Annotated in this window: 10 protein-coding genes; 2 read left to right on the forward strand and 8 right to left on the reverse strand. The window is 71.5% G+C overall.

The features are described from left to right. Window positions 1-22 precede the first annotated feature (22 nt). A complete protein-coding gene (locus tag DEJ04_RS14395; protein WP_111047535.1) occupies window positions 23-1,174 on the reverse strand; it encodes an acyl-CoA desaturase in 1,152 nt (383 codons plus the stop codon). Between the two features lie 166 nt (window positions 1,175-1,340). Here DEJ04_RS14395 and DEJ04_RS14400 point away from each other — a divergent pair, with 166 nt between their 5' ends. Next, on the forward strand, window positions 1,341-2,078 hold the full coding sequence (locus tag DEJ04_RS14400) for a GAF and ANTAR domain-containing protein (protein WP_111047536.1): 738 nt from the start codon (window positions 1,341-1,343) through the stop codon (window positions 2,076-2,078). A gap of 33 nt (window positions 2,079-2,111) precedes the next feature. Here DEJ04_RS14400 and DEJ04_RS14405 read toward each other — a convergent pair whose 3' ends face one another. From DEJ04_RS14405 to DEJ04_RS14420, 4 genes are all read right to left on the reverse strand, one after another. Beyond that, window positions 2,112-4,913 carry a hypothetical protein gene (locus DEJ04_RS14405; protein ID WP_111047537.1) on the reverse strand — a complete coding sequence of 934 codons (2,802 nt, stop codon included), beginning with the start codon at window positions 4,911-4,913 and terminating at the stop codon, window positions 2,112-2,114. A 206-nt stretch (window positions 4,914-5,119) separates the two neighbouring features. Beyond that, on the reverse strand, window positions 5,120-6,334 hold the full coding sequence (locus DEJ04_RS14410; protein ID WP_239001383.1) for an ice-binding family protein: 1,215 nt from the start codon (window positions 6,332-6,334) through the stop codon (window positions 5,120-5,122). Between the two features lie 376 nt (window positions 6,335-6,710). Continuing rightward, window positions 6,711-8,843 (reverse strand): Ig-like domain repeat protein, encoded by a 2,133-nt coding sequence (locus tag DEJ04_RS14415; protein ID WP_111047538.1) that lies wholly within the window; start codon window positions 8,841-8,843, stop codon window positions 6,711-6,713. A gap of 138 nt (window positions 8,844-8,981) precedes the next feature. Further along, entirely contained in the window at window positions 8,982-10,268 is a 1,287-nt protein-coding gene (locus tag DEJ04_RS14420; protein ID WP_181437839.1) for a HupE/UreJ family protein, read from the reverse strand. Between the two features lie 122 nt (window positions 10,269-10,390). On the opposite strand from DEJ04_RS14420, the gene DEJ04_RS14425 reads away from it, so the two are divergent. Further along, entirely contained in the window at window positions 10,391-11,107 is a 717-nt protein-coding gene (locus DEJ04_RS14425; protein ID WP_111047539.1) for a hypothetical protein, read from the forward strand. Between the two features lie 15 nt (window positions 11,108-11,122). Here the strand turns inward: DEJ04_RS14425 and DEJ04_RS14430 are convergent, their stop codons facing one another. Genes DEJ04_RS14430 through DEJ04_RS14440 form a run of 3 tightly spaced genes read right to left on the reverse strand, consistent with a single transcriptional unit; the run spans window position 11,123 to window position 14,621 of the window. Further along, window positions 11,123-12,046, reverse strand: coding sequence for an ROK family protein (locus tag DEJ04_RS14430; RefSeq protein ID WP_027467215.1), 924 nt, complete (start codon window positions 12,044-12,046; stop codon window positions 11,123-11,125). Further along, a complete protein-coding gene (locus tag DEJ04_RS14435; RefSeq protein ID WP_111047540.1) occupies window positions 12,043-13,728 on the reverse strand; it encodes an ABC transporter ATP-binding protein in 1,686 nt (561 codons plus the stop codon). Before DEJ04_RS14435 ends, DEJ04_RS14430 begins: the two co-directional genes overlap by 4 nt. Then, window positions 13,728-14,621 (reverse strand): ABC transporter permease, encoded by an 894-nt coding sequence (locus tag DEJ04_RS14440; protein ID WP_111024068.1) that lies wholly within the window; start codon window positions 14,619-14,621, stop codon window positions 13,728-13,730. The genes DEJ04_RS14435 and DEJ04_RS14440 overlap by 1 nt, the downstream gene beginning before the upstream one ends. Window positions 14,622-14,668 lie beyond the last annotated feature (47 nt).

The raw sequence follows: 14,668 nt of genomic DNA on the forward strand, positions 1-14,668 counted from the left end.
GGGGTGGAACGGGGTGGGCGTGTCAGTGGATTCGGAGCTCGGACACCATCGGGCAGACGAAGGGGTCGCGGGCGCCGAGGCCGACGCGGTTGAGGTACCGGACGACGATCCCGTAGGAACGCAGCAACGTGGTCTCGGTGTACGGCACGTCGAGGGTGTCGCAGTGGTCACGCACGAGCAGGCGGGCCTGCTTCAGCGCCGGACGCGGCATCGACGGGAACAGGTGGTGCTCGACCTGGTAGTTCAGGCCGCCCATCAGGAACGACACCCACCAGCCGCCACGGATGTTGCGCGAGGTGCGCACCTGGCGGGAGAAGAAGTCGACCTTCGCGTCGTGGGCGATGGTCGGCATGCCCTTGTGGTTCGGGGCGAACGAGGCGCCCATCATCACGCCGAACACGGCCAGCTGCACCCCGAGGAACGCACACGCCATCCCGAACGGCAGGAACCAGAACACCACCGTCAGGTAGATCGCGAACCGTGCCACCAGCAGGATGCCCTCGAGGACCCGCCCCCGGACGTCATTGCGCCCACCCGTCCCGCGGAGCACCGACATGACCGCAGCCCGGTGCAGGTTGATGCCCTCGAGCGTGAGCAACGGGAAGAACAGCCAGCCCTGGTACTGCACGAACACCCGGAGCGGCCCGTTCTTGACGGCGGCGGCGTCCTCGGGCAGGAACCGGATCACGTCGGGGGCGATGTCCGGGTCCTTGCCGACGGTGTTCGGGTTGCCGTGGTGACGGGTGTGCTTGTTCATCCACCACGAGTAGCTGAGGCCCACCAGGAACGTGCCGACCCAGCGGCCCGCACGGTCGTTCCACTTCTGGGACTCGAACACCTGACGGTGCGCGGCCTCGTGCGACAGGAACGCGAACTGCGTGAACAGCACACCCAGCGCCCCGGCCACGATCAGCTGGAACCACGAGTCACCCAGGAACGCGAACGCGACCCAGCACGCGGCCGTCGCCACGACGAGCGCGGAGAACAGCGCCCAGTAGAACCCCCGACGGCGCTCGAGCAGCCCGGCTTCCTTCACCTGCGCCAACAGCGCGGAGTAGGACGAGGTGCCGCCGGTCCGCGGCCCGGCCGGGGAGCCGGTCTTCCGGTAGCCGCCGGTGAGGGGTTTCGAGCTGGTCTCCCGCTGCGGGCTGGTACCGGCGTGCTGCGTGGTCATGGATTCCCTGGTCGTCATCGGAATGGAGGATCGTTCCGGCGGCCGGGGTCTTGGGCTGCTGGTCCAACGCTAGAGCCGCCGCGCTCCTCGGTGCAAGCCACAGGTCCGCGTGTCCGCTGCTCGGCTACGGTTGTCCCGCCTGCTCGACGGAAGGACCGCTCCCCACATGACCGAGGTACGCGAAGCACGACTGGTCGAGACGTTCGTGACCCTCACCGACAGCCTGGTGGCGGACTACGACGTGGTCGACGTCCTGCAGACGCTGGTCGACCGGGCAGTCGAGCTGTTCGACGCCGCCGCGGGCGCGATCCACCTGCTCGACCAGCAGGACGAGCTGCGCGTCGTCGCGTCGACGAGCGAGCGCAGCAGCTTCATCGGTCTGCTCCAGCTCAACGCTGGCGAGGGGCCCTGCATCACCGCCGTGACCACCGGCCGGCTGGTGACCTCGGAGAACGCCGACGACCTGCGGCAGCACTGGCCGCGGTTCGCCGAGGCCTCCAGGGCGCGCGGGTACGCGGGCGTCCACGCCATCCCGCTCCGGCTGCGGGACACCACCGTCGGGTCGCTGAACCTGTTCCGCGAGACCGAGGGGGCGCTGAACGGAGCCGATGCCCGAGCCGCGCAGGCCCTCGCCGACGTCGCGACCATCAGCCTGTTGCAGCAACGGACCCTCGAGCACGCGACCCTCACCGCGGAGCAGCTCCAGCGTGCGCTCGACAGCCGGGTCGCCATCGAACAGGCCAAGGGGTACCTCGCACGTGCGGCGGGGGTCGACGTCGAGCAGGCCTTCGGCATGATCCGTCGCTACGCCCGCGCCCACCAGCGCTCGCTGAGCCAGGTCGCCGCCGCCGTGGCGCGCGACGACGTCCCACTCGCCGACCTCATCGGGGCCGGAGCGTCCTGAGGGTTCGCTCGGGACGCTCCGGACCGCGCACGACTACTTCGTCGTCGTGAAGGTGCCCCGGGCCCGCTGGTCCGAGCCGTAGCCACGGGCGTGCACCACGTGCGTGCCCGGTGCCAGCGCCGCCACGGCCTTCGTGATCTTCAGACGGACCTTGCCGTCGGCGTTGGCCGTCGTGCGGGTGGCCCGACCGCCGTCGATGCTGACGGTGACCGACTCGCCGGCACGGAACCCCGTCGCCGAGATCGCGACCTTGGCACCCTTCCGGCTGCTCGTCGGCGTCACGGCGATGGCCGTGCTGGTCGCCTGCGCCTCGGTACACGCTTCACCCGGGGTCCCGACCGCCGGAGCGGACGCGGTCGGCCGTCCGTTCACGCTGCGCACGCCGTCGTCCTCGCGGATGCGCATCGTGCCGACCGAGTCACCGATCACCGAACCGCCCTGGGTGTTGCTGAGGGTCATCGCGTAGTCCGACGTCCGCGAGAACGACGGGGTGCGGTCACCGTTCACCGAGACCGCGACCGCGCGGCAGACCTCACCGGGCTGGAACGTGACGGGCTGGACCGCCGGGCGGATGCGCCCGTCGTACGCCTGGTCGAGGTCGAAGTACACGGTGGTGGCCTGCTCGGCCGGTCGGGAGAGCACGACCGCTGCCCGCACCACCGTGCGCGTGCGGCCCTCGTCGACGAACCGGTCCGCGATGCGTGCGGCGGGACGCTTCGTGACCACCGGGGTACCGAGGGTCGCAGCGGGCACGAGCGACAGGTCGCTCAGCAGGACCCCGCTGTTCTTCTGCGGGACGTCGATGGTCACCTCGCGCACCGACGTCAGGTCGATGCCGGTGAACGTGTCGAGGGGGATGCGCGCCTGCTGCAGGATCGTCTTGCGCGGGGCCATCCGTGTACCGGGGAGCAGCTGTCCGGCACGGCTGGTGTCGGACAGGCGTCGGGTCGCCACGGCACCGGTCGCGTCGCGGAGGGTGATCGAGACGTTCGCGTTCGTCGTCGCGGTGTCGTCCGGGGTGAGGCGGAGCGACAGCGCCTGGAACCCCGCGAAGTCACCGGCCGCCGGAGCCACCGGGACGTGCACCTGGCCGCCGGTCGCCGCCTTGGTGGGCGAGACGTGCAGGGCGGGGGTGGCCGGCACCGAGGACGCCAGGTAGGCCGGGGTGTAGTCCGGGGCGTTGGACGAGATCGAGACGCACGCCGGCAGGATCTGCTTCGCGGGCAGGCTGTCGGAGCTCGCGCAGGTCTTCGCCGTCAGGGCACCGGTCGTGGTGATCGGCGGGTTCGCGGTGTCGAACAGGGCGAGGTCACGGCGGCTCGCGCCGGGCTGGGAAGCGCTCACCCGGATGTCGGCCGCGCCCAGGGCGGCGGGCTGGCGGTTGGTGCCGTCGAACATCGGCAGGAACTGCTGCTCACCGTCGAGCGTCAGGCGGAAGAAGCCACTGATCAGGCTCGTGCCGACGGCGTACTGCTGGTCGGACGACAGCCGCGTGGTGTGCTTCGCCTTCGCCCCGCAGACCGCGTCGGACTCGTCGTACCAGTCGTCCGACGACGCCTTCGCGTACTTGCCGGGCGTCCACGTCGTGTTGAAGAAGTTGTGGTTCGCACCCATCACCAGCACCGAGGAGCGCAGCACGTCGTCCCCGAAGGCGGTGCGAGAGTCGTCGTAGAAGTGCTGTCCCTGCAGGTCGGACACGTCGCCGTCGCAGTACGGCAGGACGACCGCCGTGTTGGTGTCCGGCAGGGTCATGCGCCCGAAGTCGGTCGGTGCCAGGGGCAGGACGGCACGGATGCCGAAGGGGTTCGTGCGCTGCGTGTTGAGCAGGGCCGCGCGGACCACGCCGTCACCGCCGCGTGAGTGACCCATGAGGCCGACGTCCTGCAGGTCGAGCTTGCCGGTGAGCAGCGGCGAGAGCCGGGGCTCCTGTCCGGCGTCCGCCCGCTGCAGCAGGCTGAGGTGGTCGAGGACGAGCTGCCCGCGGGCCACCGCTCCGCCGTCGTCCGAGTAGCTGCCGTCGAGGGCGTTGATCGCGTTCGCGGAGATCGACACGACGACGTTGCCGTGGCTCGCCAGCGCGGTCGCCGCCGCGTTGTAGCCGAGGTAGCTCGGGATGTCGGTCTGGCCCTTCCCGCACGGCCACGCCTTCGGGTTGTACGTGCCGCCGTAGCAGGCCTCGTGGCGGCCGTGCAGGAACACCACGACCGGACGCTTGCCCGGGGCGTCCTTCGGCACGAAGACCGCGGCACGCATCTCGCCCTTGCGCCCGAAGCCCTTGATCGTCTCGGCTTCGTTGCCCAGGTCGTAGTCGGCCCGGGTGACCGCGTACTGGCCCGCGGCCGCCGGGTCGTCGGTCAGGGGTGCCGGGGCTTCGCTCGGCGCGACCGTCTGCGGCGCGGTGGCGGCCTGACGGTTGCCCTGCAGGTCGGTCTCGCCCGTCCAGCCGAGTTCGACGCTGCGGGCATCGGCGACCGCGGGGTCGGTCGTGGTGACCGTCAGCTGCCGCTGGTCGAGGCTCGTCTGCGCGACGCCGATGTCGGTGCCGTCCACGAGCAGGACGGGGGCCGCCGCACGGAGCGGCAGGGGGTCGGCGAGGGTCAGGACGACGGTGTACCCGCCGTCGGTCGGCGTGACCGTCCAGTCGTCACCCTGCGCGACGGGCGTGCCCGGGGTCGTGATCGTGGTCGTCCCCGTCGCGGCGGTGGACCCGTCGCCCGGCGCGGCCGTGGCCGGCAACGCCGCGATCGTGCCGGAGACGGCGAGCGCCCCGGCGATGAGTGTCGAACACGCGATCTGCAGCGCGATGGTGGAACGGCGTCTCGGCGAACGGTTCACGTCGGATCTCCCCTGGTGCGACGGGCATGCGCCACCGCACGCTCCGTCGCCAACAGTAGGGAGCGCGCTGCTCGCCGCGGATCGTCCTGGAGGATGAGGTGACGGCTGAGTACCTGAAGGTCCTCACGGGTGCGACCACCGGGTGCCCGACGGCACGCAGACGGCCCCGCGACCAGGGTCGCGGGGCCGTCGATCGTGCGGGTCGATCAGATGCGGCCGACGGTGCGGCGACGACGACGCAGCAGGACCATGAGCGTTGCACCCGCGGCGAGCAGTGCGGCGGCGATGCTCAGCGGGACGGTCGGGTCCGAGCCGGTGAACGCGAGCTCGCCGGTGGGCTGGTCGGTTCCGCCGCCACCGCCGCCGCCGGCGCCTGCGGGGCCGCTCGGGGTGGCGGTGGGCACCACTGCGGGTGCCGTCGGGGTGGGTGTCGCGGTGGGCACCGGTGCCGGGGCGCGGACCGTGATGGTGACCGTCTGGGTGTCGTCCGGGCTGGTGCCGTTCGACGCGGTGATCGTCACGGTCGAGGTACCCGGGGTGGTCGGGGTGCCGGAGATGACGCCGGTGGTGCTGTCGATCGTCAGGCCGTCGGGCAGGCCCGTGGCGGTGAAGGTCGGGTTCGGGGTACCGGTCGCGGTGACGGTGGACGAGTAGGGCACGTCCACGGTGCCGTCGGACGGGGTGCCCGAGGTGATGGTCGGCGACTCTGACGGCGTGCCCGGTGCGGGGCAGCCGTTGGAGGCCGTGATCGTGTTCGTGTCGAGGGTGACCGCGCCGGTGCGGGCCAGCAGTCGGCCCTGCACGGTCGCGCCGGTGGTGGCGGTCACGGACTGCTGCGCCAGGACGGTGCCCTGGAACTGGGCGCCGGTGCCGACGGTGGCGGAGCTGCCGACCTGCCAGAACACGTTGCACGAGCTGGCGCCGCCGGTGATCACGATCTGGCTGGCGGACCCGATGGTCAGGGTCGACGCGGCCTGGAACACCCAGACGGAGTTCGCGCTGCCGGCGAGGGTCAGCGCACCGTTGTTCGCCAGGGCGAGGGCGCCGCCGGAGTACACGCCGGGTGAGAGCGAGAGGCCGTTCAGCTCGGTCAGACCGGTCTGGGTCGGGGAGAGCGACGCGGCGACGTTGTACGCGGTGGTGGTGTCGCGCTGGGCCTGTGCGGCCGCGGCGTCGGTCTGGTGCGTGGTGCCGTTGACGACGCCGTTCGGTGCGCCGCCGAAGCCGGTGATGGACGTGCCCGGCGACAACCCGAGGTCGCCGTTGATCACGGAGGGGCCGGTGTTCGTGACCGCGCTCGCGCCGAGGACACCGTAGGTCGATGCGGTGCCGAGGTTGACCGGACCGTCGATGACCGTCGCGGCGGATGCTCCGCCACCGGTCCCGAGGGTGACCAGCGCGGCGACGGCAGCCGCCGACACGACCAGGAGGGAACTGCGTCTGAGATGGCGAGCCTGCACGGTCCGACCGCTTCCTGCAAGGAGAGGCGGGGTGACGTCGGCGACGAGCGCGCATTCTCGGTGGCTCGAAGTATGCGCTTCTCCACAGTGATTACCTAGGAATGTCTGAACATTCGCCCAAAGCCTGGCAGTTGGCCTGGCTGCCTAGGCGATCCCGGCCTGTGAGCGCATGCTCACCACAGGTTGACCGGCCGCTCTCACCAGCGGACGGGTAGGGAGTTCGGGTCTCCCGTCAGCCGGTGCGGCGCCGGTCCCGGGTAGGACCGGTCGCCCACCCCCGGACACACGGCGAAGGGCCCCGCGATCGGGATCGCGGGGCCCTTGCTGGTGCCGGGTGCTACTTGATGACGACCTTGATGGTCGGGCTGGTGCTCGTGCTGAGCTCCGAGGTCCCGGCGAAGACGGCGTGCAGGTTGTGCGTGCCCTTCTTCAGCGGGAGCTTCGACGTGACCACGCCGTTGTCCACCGTGACGGTGGCGAGGCGCTTCGAGCCCTGGTAGATCCGGGCGGTGCCGTCGACGCTGAAGCCGGTGGCCTTCACCTGGACGGTCGCCTTGCCACCGCTGTACTTGATGGCGGTGCGGGACGGGGCCTTCTCGACGGTGACCGTCATGGCCTTCGCCGTCTTCGAGTCCGTTCCCGAGTAGACCGGGTCCGCGTTGACGAACGAGGCCGTGACCGCGTGCTTGCCGATGGCGAGCGTCTTCGGCAGCGTCATGCTGGCCGCGCCGTCCTTGACCGGGGCGGTGCCGAGGACCTTGCTGCCGTCCTTGAACGTCACCGTGCCCTGCTGGGTACCGATGCCACCGGCGATGGTCGCGGTGACCGTGGCCGGCTTGGCGGTGCCGTAGGTCTGCTCCGCGGCCGACGCGGTGAGCGTGGTGGTCGTCGTCGGCAGCGTGGCGTGCAGGTTGAACTTGTCGACCGTCGAACCGATCGCAGCCGGGTCGGCCGTGGCCGTCGGCTGGAGGGTCACACCGCAGCTGTCCACCTTGCCGTGCTGCACCGCCGAGTTGAGCGTGGTGCAGTCGCTGGCGCGGATGTTCTCGACGGCGAGCTTGTCGTCGGTGACCGAGACCTTCACGAAGGTGCGGACGTGCTCCTGGTTCTCGACCGAGTTGGCGAAGTGACGCTCACCCTTGGGGTCGAGCGGGTCCGCGCCGTAGCCCTGGGTGGCGTCCGGGGTGGTGAGGTCGTAGTACTTCGAGCCGGAGGCCGAGTTCGCCGTCATGTAGATGACGCCGCCGGGGCCGGAGAAGACCTCGGGAGCAGCGGGCTGCTCGTTGACGTTGGCCTTCTTGCCGTTCTTGATCGCGTAGCTGCGCGAGTAGGAGTGGTCGTGGCCCTGCAGGACGAGGTCGACACCCATGTCCGAGAACGAACGCGTGAAGTCGAACCGGCGCTGCTGGTTGTCACGGTCGTTCGCGTGGTCGGCCGGCGAGTAGATCGAGTGGTGGTAGACCAGCGTCGTCCACTTCGCGTCGTCGCCGTAGCGGTTGATGACGTCGCGCACGTAGTTCACGTGGGCAGCGTCCGAACCGGCCGCGTAGGCGTTCGAGTTGATGTCGATGAACAGGACGCCCTTGTACATGTACCAGTAGTCGCCACCCGAGTTCGCGGTGGTGTTGCCGCCCGGGTAGAAGTCCGGCACCTTGAGGGAGTTCGGCACCTGGTTGTGCTGCTCGTAGGCCTTGCCACCCACGTCGTGGTTGCCGATGGTCGAGGCCCACGGGTAACGCTTCAGCACGTCGCTGCTGTCCGCGAACGCGCCCCACTCGTACTCGTTGTTGGCGTGCTCGACCTGGTCGCCACCGGAGACCAGGAGCTCGGCGTCCGGCTCGGTCGACGTGGCGTACTTGAGCGTGTCCGCCCAGCCGGCGCCGTCGTCGTCGGTGAAGCCGGACGAACCGATCTGCGGGTCACCGAAGAACAGGAAGTCGAAGTCGCCGGAGAAGCTCTTCGTGGTGAAGGTGTACGACGCGGACCAGGCCGAGCCGTCCGCCGCACCGACGTGGTACGTGTACGAGGTGTTCGGCTCGAGGGCCGAGATCGTCGCGTGGGCGTTGATGTAGCCCGACTCGGCAGCGATGCCCGGGATGCTCTTGGTGTTCGAGTCGGTCGCGCTCGAGTCGGCTGCGGTGTTCGCGGCCTCCGAGGCGGCGACCGTCTGCTTGGCGTCCGTGAAGACGCCGTCCGTCATGGACGCGGTCTTCTGGATCTCGAGCGACTGCGCGACGTTCGTGGGGAAGTACCACGAGGCGATGCGCTGGCTCTCGGTCGCGCCGACGCCGAGCAGGATGTGGATCGGGCCACCGGTCGAGATGTTGGTGGTGGGGGTGTTCGTCGCAGCGGTGGCGGCGTTCGTGCCGACCATCGAGGCACCGGCGATGAGCGCGGCCCCGAGGACGGCTCCGCAGACGCGGAGGGTGGTGGTTCTGCGCCGGGTAGTGGCGCCGGACAGGAGACTCATGTTGGTCCGTTTCTCAGACGTGGGATGGTGCAGCACGGAAGACTCTGCATGCACTGCAAAACGTCTTGGTAAACGCTGAGTGACGGTTCGTCGCTGTTCAGGAACGAACGCGACGTGCCGGCAGTTCCGTGGCGAGCGTCAGCCCGCCGCGAGCCGCTCGACGAACCAGATCATCCCCATCACGAACACGCCGGCGGTCACGGCGCCCGTCACCCAGAGCGACACCCGGTGCGCCTTCCTCCGCAGCAGCGAGAGCGGCGGGAAGACGATGACGATGATCGCGAGCTGCACGGCCTCGATGCCGACGTTGAAGATGAGGAGCGAGACCAGCAGCTGCCACGAGAACGCCTCGTGGATACCGAGGGCCCCGGCGAACCCGAGCCCGTGGATGAGCCCGAAGGCGAAGACGACGGCCAGGCGGGTCCAGCCGGCGCGGTCGAGCGAGAAGTGTCCGTGCTCGCCGACCACCAGTTCGTCGGCCCGCGATCGACGACGCCAGAGCCGCCACAGGTACCAGCCGGCGACCGCGGCGATCGACAGGGCGATGAGCGGCTCGACGACGATCGCGGGCGGGCTGACCACACCGAGGGCGGCGAGGATGAACGTGATCGAGTGGGCGATCGTGAACGCGGACGCCGTGTAGACGACCTCGCGCAGACGACGCGACCCGGCGATGAGCGCCACGAGGAACAGGATGTGGTCGATCCCGGTCAGCAGGTGCTCGGCGCCGAGCCGGAAGAACTCCCAGAAGCGCTCACCCGCGGACTGCTCGGTCGAGAACGTGCGCTGCGAGGCGTCGAGGGTGGCCGAACCCGTCCGGTCGTCGACGTCGTAGGTGACGATCGTCTTGGTGTCGCGCACGAAGGTCTCGTCGTCGGGGAAGAGCTCCGACGACACCACGTGCCCGGACTGCGTCTCCGACGGTTCCGGACAGGTGAAGTCCGCGGTCACGTGGGCGTACGGCACCTCGTCCTGCAGGTCGACCGTGACGGTGTCGTCGAGCGTGCCCGTGCAGGCCTGCCCACCGGCTCCGGTCACCCGGAACCGGTCGAACACGTACTTCCCGATCGCGTCGGTGTGCGCCTCGGCAGCCGTCACCATCCCCGGGAAGTCCCCGTCGTCCCAGGCATGCTGCCCCTGCTCGTGCAGCGCGTCGTCGTGCTCGCTCGTGGCCACCGAGACGAGCATCAGGTCGTACTCGAGCCCGAGCTTCGCCTGCACGACGTTCGGCTTCGTGGACGTGACGTCGGCGTAGACCACCGAGCTGAAGCCGTGCGCCGACGCCGGTGACGCCCCCGCGAGCACGCCGATCACGACCACCCCGAGCAGGACGAGCGCGGCGACGACCCGTGCGACGAGCGCGAACATGGGGAAGGAGCGGGCAGGGCGGGCGCGCAGGAGCGCGGCGGTGGTTCCGGAGGGCACGCGCAGACGATCCGGCCCGCAGACGACCGGCAGGTGAACAACCGGTGACCAGCAACGGGACGGCGGTTGGACAGGTCCCCGGACCGGCCCGGAGCGGCCGTCGAGCGTGCTTGCATGGTGCCGTGATCCGCCCCGCCACCCGGACGACCTCCCTGTTGACCGCCGTCGCCCTCGCCGCGGCCGGCACCGCTCTGCTGGCCGGCTGCTCCGGGACGTCGGACGGCGCCACCGGCGGCACCGCCCCGACGGCGACCGCGTCGGCGCACGCCTCGGCCGGGGTCCTGGGCACCGGGTTCTCCGACCCCGACCAGCCGCCGGCACCCGAGGCCACCATCCACCCCGAGCCCGGTTCGTGGTCCGGGGTGCACGCCCCCGCCGGCTACGACGTCGTGCTGCTCTCCGACGCGGGTGACGCCGCTGACGCTCCGACCCGGACCCTGCTCGACGCCGTCGAGTCGTGGGCCGCGGACGAGGACGTCACCGTCACCCCGGTCTCGGCGAAGGGCCCCGACGACCGGATCGCCGCGGTCCTGCGCGCCGTCGACGCCGAGCCCGACCTGGTCATCACCGTCGGCAACCACATGGTCGACCCGCTCGCGGCCGTCTCGCCGACCGCGCTCCACCAGCAGTTCCTGGTCGTCGGTGCCGAGATCGCGGAGCCGACGTCGAACGTCACGGCGGCGGACTGGACGGGCGGCGGGTTCCGCGGCGAGGGCCTCGGGCCGTCGAGTCACTACGACCCGGAGACCTTCACCGAGGACCGCGCGGCCCGCGGCCTGCGCGCTGGCCTCGCCGCCGTGCTCCACGACCTGCGCGGCATCGTCGTCTGGGTGCCCTGACCGGGCGCTCCCCCGCTACGCGGTCTCCGGCTCCAGCACGCGCGCTCGCACCTGCGCCGCTGCGCCGAGTGCCACGGCGTCGGACCCGAGCGTCGACTGCGCGAGCCGGATCGTCGCCCCGCTGACCGGCGGTTCCGCGGCGATCGCCGCCGTGATGGCCGGTTCGAGCAGGTCCCAGGACCGTGCGATCCCGCCGCCGATCAGGACGGTGGTGACGTCGAGGATCCCCGCGGTCAGCAGTGCGGCACGGGCCAGGCCCCACCCCGCGGTGGCGAAGACGGCGGCCGCGTCGGCGTCCCCGCCGCGTGCGGCGACGGCGACGTCCCGTGCCGAGAGCATCCGCCCCGAGCGTTCGGCGTAGCGGTCGGCGATGCCGCGTGCGCCCGCGATGGTCTCCAGGTGCCCGGTCTGCCCGCAGGTGCACCGGGCGTCGCCGAAGCCGGGGACGTGGCCGATCTCGCCGGCGGCTCCGCGCGGGCCGGCGAAGAGCCGTCCGTCGAGCACGAGCGCGCCGCCGACGCCGGTGCCGAGGGTCATCCCGAGCACGTCGGACTCCCCCACGACCGCGCCGGTGGCGATCTCGCCGAGCAGGAACGCGTTCACGTCGTTGTCCAGGGTCGCGGGGACGCCGAGGGCGTCCGTCACCGCGCGGGTCACGCCGTACCCGGCCCATCCCGTGAACGAGTTGCCGGTGACCAGGACGGTCCCCGTGGTCCGGTCGACGACGCCGGCCGCGCCCACCCCGACACCCGCCAAGGAGGCCCGGTGCGTCTCGAGCAGACCCGTCACGGCCCCGAGTGCGGCCGTCACGATCGCCGCCCCGCCCGCGTGGGCGGGCGTCGGCAGGTCGAGGCGGTCGATGACCTCGAGGTCCGGCGTGGTCAGGACGACCTTCGTGTTCGTGCCGCCGACGTCCACCCCGGCCAGGACCCGGGTCACGCGGTCACCGCCGCGAGTGAGGCGAGGCGCTCCGTCCGACGCTGCCGTTGCAGCACGGGGTCGGGCACCGGTACCGCGGCGAGCAGGCGACGGGTGTAGTCGGTGGTGGGGTGCAGCAGCGTCGTGCCGGTCGTGCCCTGCTCCTCGACGACGCCCTGGCGCATCACCACGACGCGCTCGGCGAAGTGCTGCACGACGGCCAGGTCGTGCGAGACGAACAGGCACGCGAACCCCAGGTCGTCCTGCAGCTCGCCGAGGACCTCGAGCACGGTCTCCTGCACGCTGACGTCGAGCGCCGAGGTCGGTTCGTCGGCGACGAGCAACCGCGGTTCGAGCACCAGCGCCCGGGCGAGCGAGACCCGCTGGCGCTGCCCGCCGGAGAGCTCGCGCGGGGCACGGGACGCCAGGGTCCGCGGCAGCCGGACGGCGTCGAGCACCTCGTCGATCCGGCGACGGCGGTCGGCCGAGGACATCCCGCGACGGTGCACGGCGAGGGGTTCCGCGATGCACTCGGCCACGGACATCCGGGCGTCGAGGGACGCCACCGGGTCCTGCAGCACGACGCCGATGCCGGAGCGGAGGGCACGACGGTCACGCCCCTTCGCGGTCCGCAGGTCCTGCCCGAACAGCGACACCGTGCCGGACGTCGGCTTGATGAGCCCGAGCGCCACCCGGGCCGCGGTCGACTTGCCGGAGCCGGACTCGCCGACCAGGCCGACGGTCTCACCGGCGTGCACCGCGATGTCGATGCCCGCGAGCGCGTGGACGGCGCGCGCCCCGCGCCCGAACGTCACCGAGACGTCCCGCAGGTCGACCACCGGGGCCGCACCGGGCCTCCCGGCCGGCTCGGTCTCCGCGTCGGTGACGGGAGCCGGCGGACGATCGCCCGCCACGTCGAGCCGCGGCACCGCGGCGAGCAACCGCTTGGTGTACTCGTGCTCGGGGCGGAGCAGGACGTCCTCGACCCCGCCGGTCTCGACGATCTCGCCCTGGAGCATCACCGCGACCCGGTCGGCGAAGTCTGCGACGACCCCCATGTTGTGCGTGACGAGCAGCACGCCGGTGCCGGTCTCGACGGCGAGCGCGCGCAGGAGCTCGAGGATCTCGGCCTGGACGGTCACGTCGAGGGCCGTGGTCGGCTCGTCCGCGATGAGCAGCTTCGGTGCGTTCGCGATCGCCATCGCGATGACCACGCGCTGACGCTGCCCACCCGACAGCTGGAACGGGAACGACCGGGTGCGCGACTCGGGGTCGGGGATGCCGACGCGGCGCAGCAGGTCGACGGCCTCGGCCGCGGCGGCGGACGCGGAGACGTCACGGTGGTTCCGGATCACCTCGGCGATCTGGGCACCGACGCGGGTGAGTGGGTCGAGGGCGGTCGCGGGCTCCTGGAAGACCATCGAGACGGTCGAGCCGCGCAGGGCCCGGAGCGCGGGTTCGGGGGCGCCGACGACCTCGTGTCCGGCGACGACGGCGCTGCCCGAGGCCGTCGCGTTGCCGGAGAGCAGGCCCATCGCGGCGAGGGCGACGGTGGACTTGCCGGAGCCGGACTCGCCGACCAGGGCGAGGGTCTCGCCGGGGGCGACCGACAGGGACACCCCCCGCACGGCGTCGACGGTGCCGGACTCGGTGCTGAAGGAGACGCCGAGGTCGGTCGTCCGCAGGATCGGTTCGTTGGTCATCAGCGGCCCCGCACGTCGAAGGCGTCCCGCAGTCCGTCGCCCACCGCGTTGAACGCGCAGACGACCAGGATCACGGCCAGACCCGGCGGCACGATGAGCCACCAGCGTCCGGAGTAGGCGGCGGTGAGTCCCGCCGAGAGCATGCCGCCCCAGTCCGTCGCGGGCGGCTGCACGCCGAGCCCGAGGTACGAGACGTAGGCGACCAGCAGGATCGCGTCGGCGACCTGGAACGTCGCCGCGACGACGATCGTCGACACCGAGTTCGGCAGCAGGTGCTTGCCGATGGCGCGGGCGTGCGAGCCACCGATCGCGCGCAGGGTCAGGACGTAGTCGCGGTTCTTGAGCGTCAGGGTCTCGGCGCGGATCAGGCGGGACGGCACGAGCCAGGACACCAGGCCGAGGATGACGATGAGGCCGCCGACGCCGGGGTTCGTGATCGCCGAGATGACGAGCAGGATGAACAGGGCCGGGATCGCGATGCCGGCGTCGACGACGCGCATCATCAGGGCGTCGACCCAGCCGCCGACGTACCCGGCGACGGAACCCCACAGGGTGCCGACGACGGTGGCCAGGACCCCGGCGGCGATGCCCACCATCAGGGAGACCTTGCCGCCGTACATCAGGCGGCCGAGGACGTCGTGGCCGACGGCGTCGGTGCCGAGCCAGTGCGCGGCGCTCGGGCCCTGGTTGGCCTGCTCGAGCAGCGTGTGGGTCTGGTCGGTCGGGTACACGAACGGGCCGACGAAGCAGAACAGCACGATGACGACGATCAGGGCGAGGCCGATCACGGCGAGGGTGTTGCTCCGGAACCGGCGGGCGGCGAGCCGGAACCCGGTGGCCGCGACGGTGACGGGGGCGCCCGGGGCTTCGGGGGCCATCTGGACGGCGGTCATGCGCGGCTCGCCTTCACGTCATGGGTGGACGCAGTGTCGATGACGGA

Origin of the sequence: Curtobacterium sp. MCLR17_044 (assembly GCF_003234435.1) — a bacterium.
Taxonomy (GTDB): Bacteria; Actinomycetota; Actinomycetes; order Actinomycetales; family Microbacteriaceae; genus Curtobacterium; species Curtobacterium flaccumfaciens.

Excerpts from the sequence above, each read along its gene's own strand:
- DEJ04_RS14400 (WP_111047536.1), top strand. The coding sequence starts at position 1,341 with ATGACCGAGGTACGCGAAGCACGACTGGTCGAGACGTTCGTGACCCTC.
- DEJ04_RS14435 (WP_111047540.1), bottom strand. The coding sequence starts at position 13,728 with ATGACCAACGAACCGATCCTGCGGACGACCGACCTCGGCGTCTCCTTC.
- DEJ04_RS14415 (WP_111047538.1), bottom strand. The coding sequence starts at position 8,843 with ATGAGTCTCCTGTCCGGCGCCACTACCCGGCGCAGAACCACCACCCTC.
- DEJ04_RS14440 (WP_111024068.1), bottom strand. The coding sequence starts at position 14,621 with ATGACCGCCGTCCAGATGGCCCCCGAAGCCCCGGGCGCCCCCGTCACC.
- DEJ04_RS14395 (WP_111047535.1), bottom strand. The coding sequence starts at position 1,174 with ATGACCACGCAGCACGCCGGTACCAGCCCGCAGCGGGAGACCAGCTCG.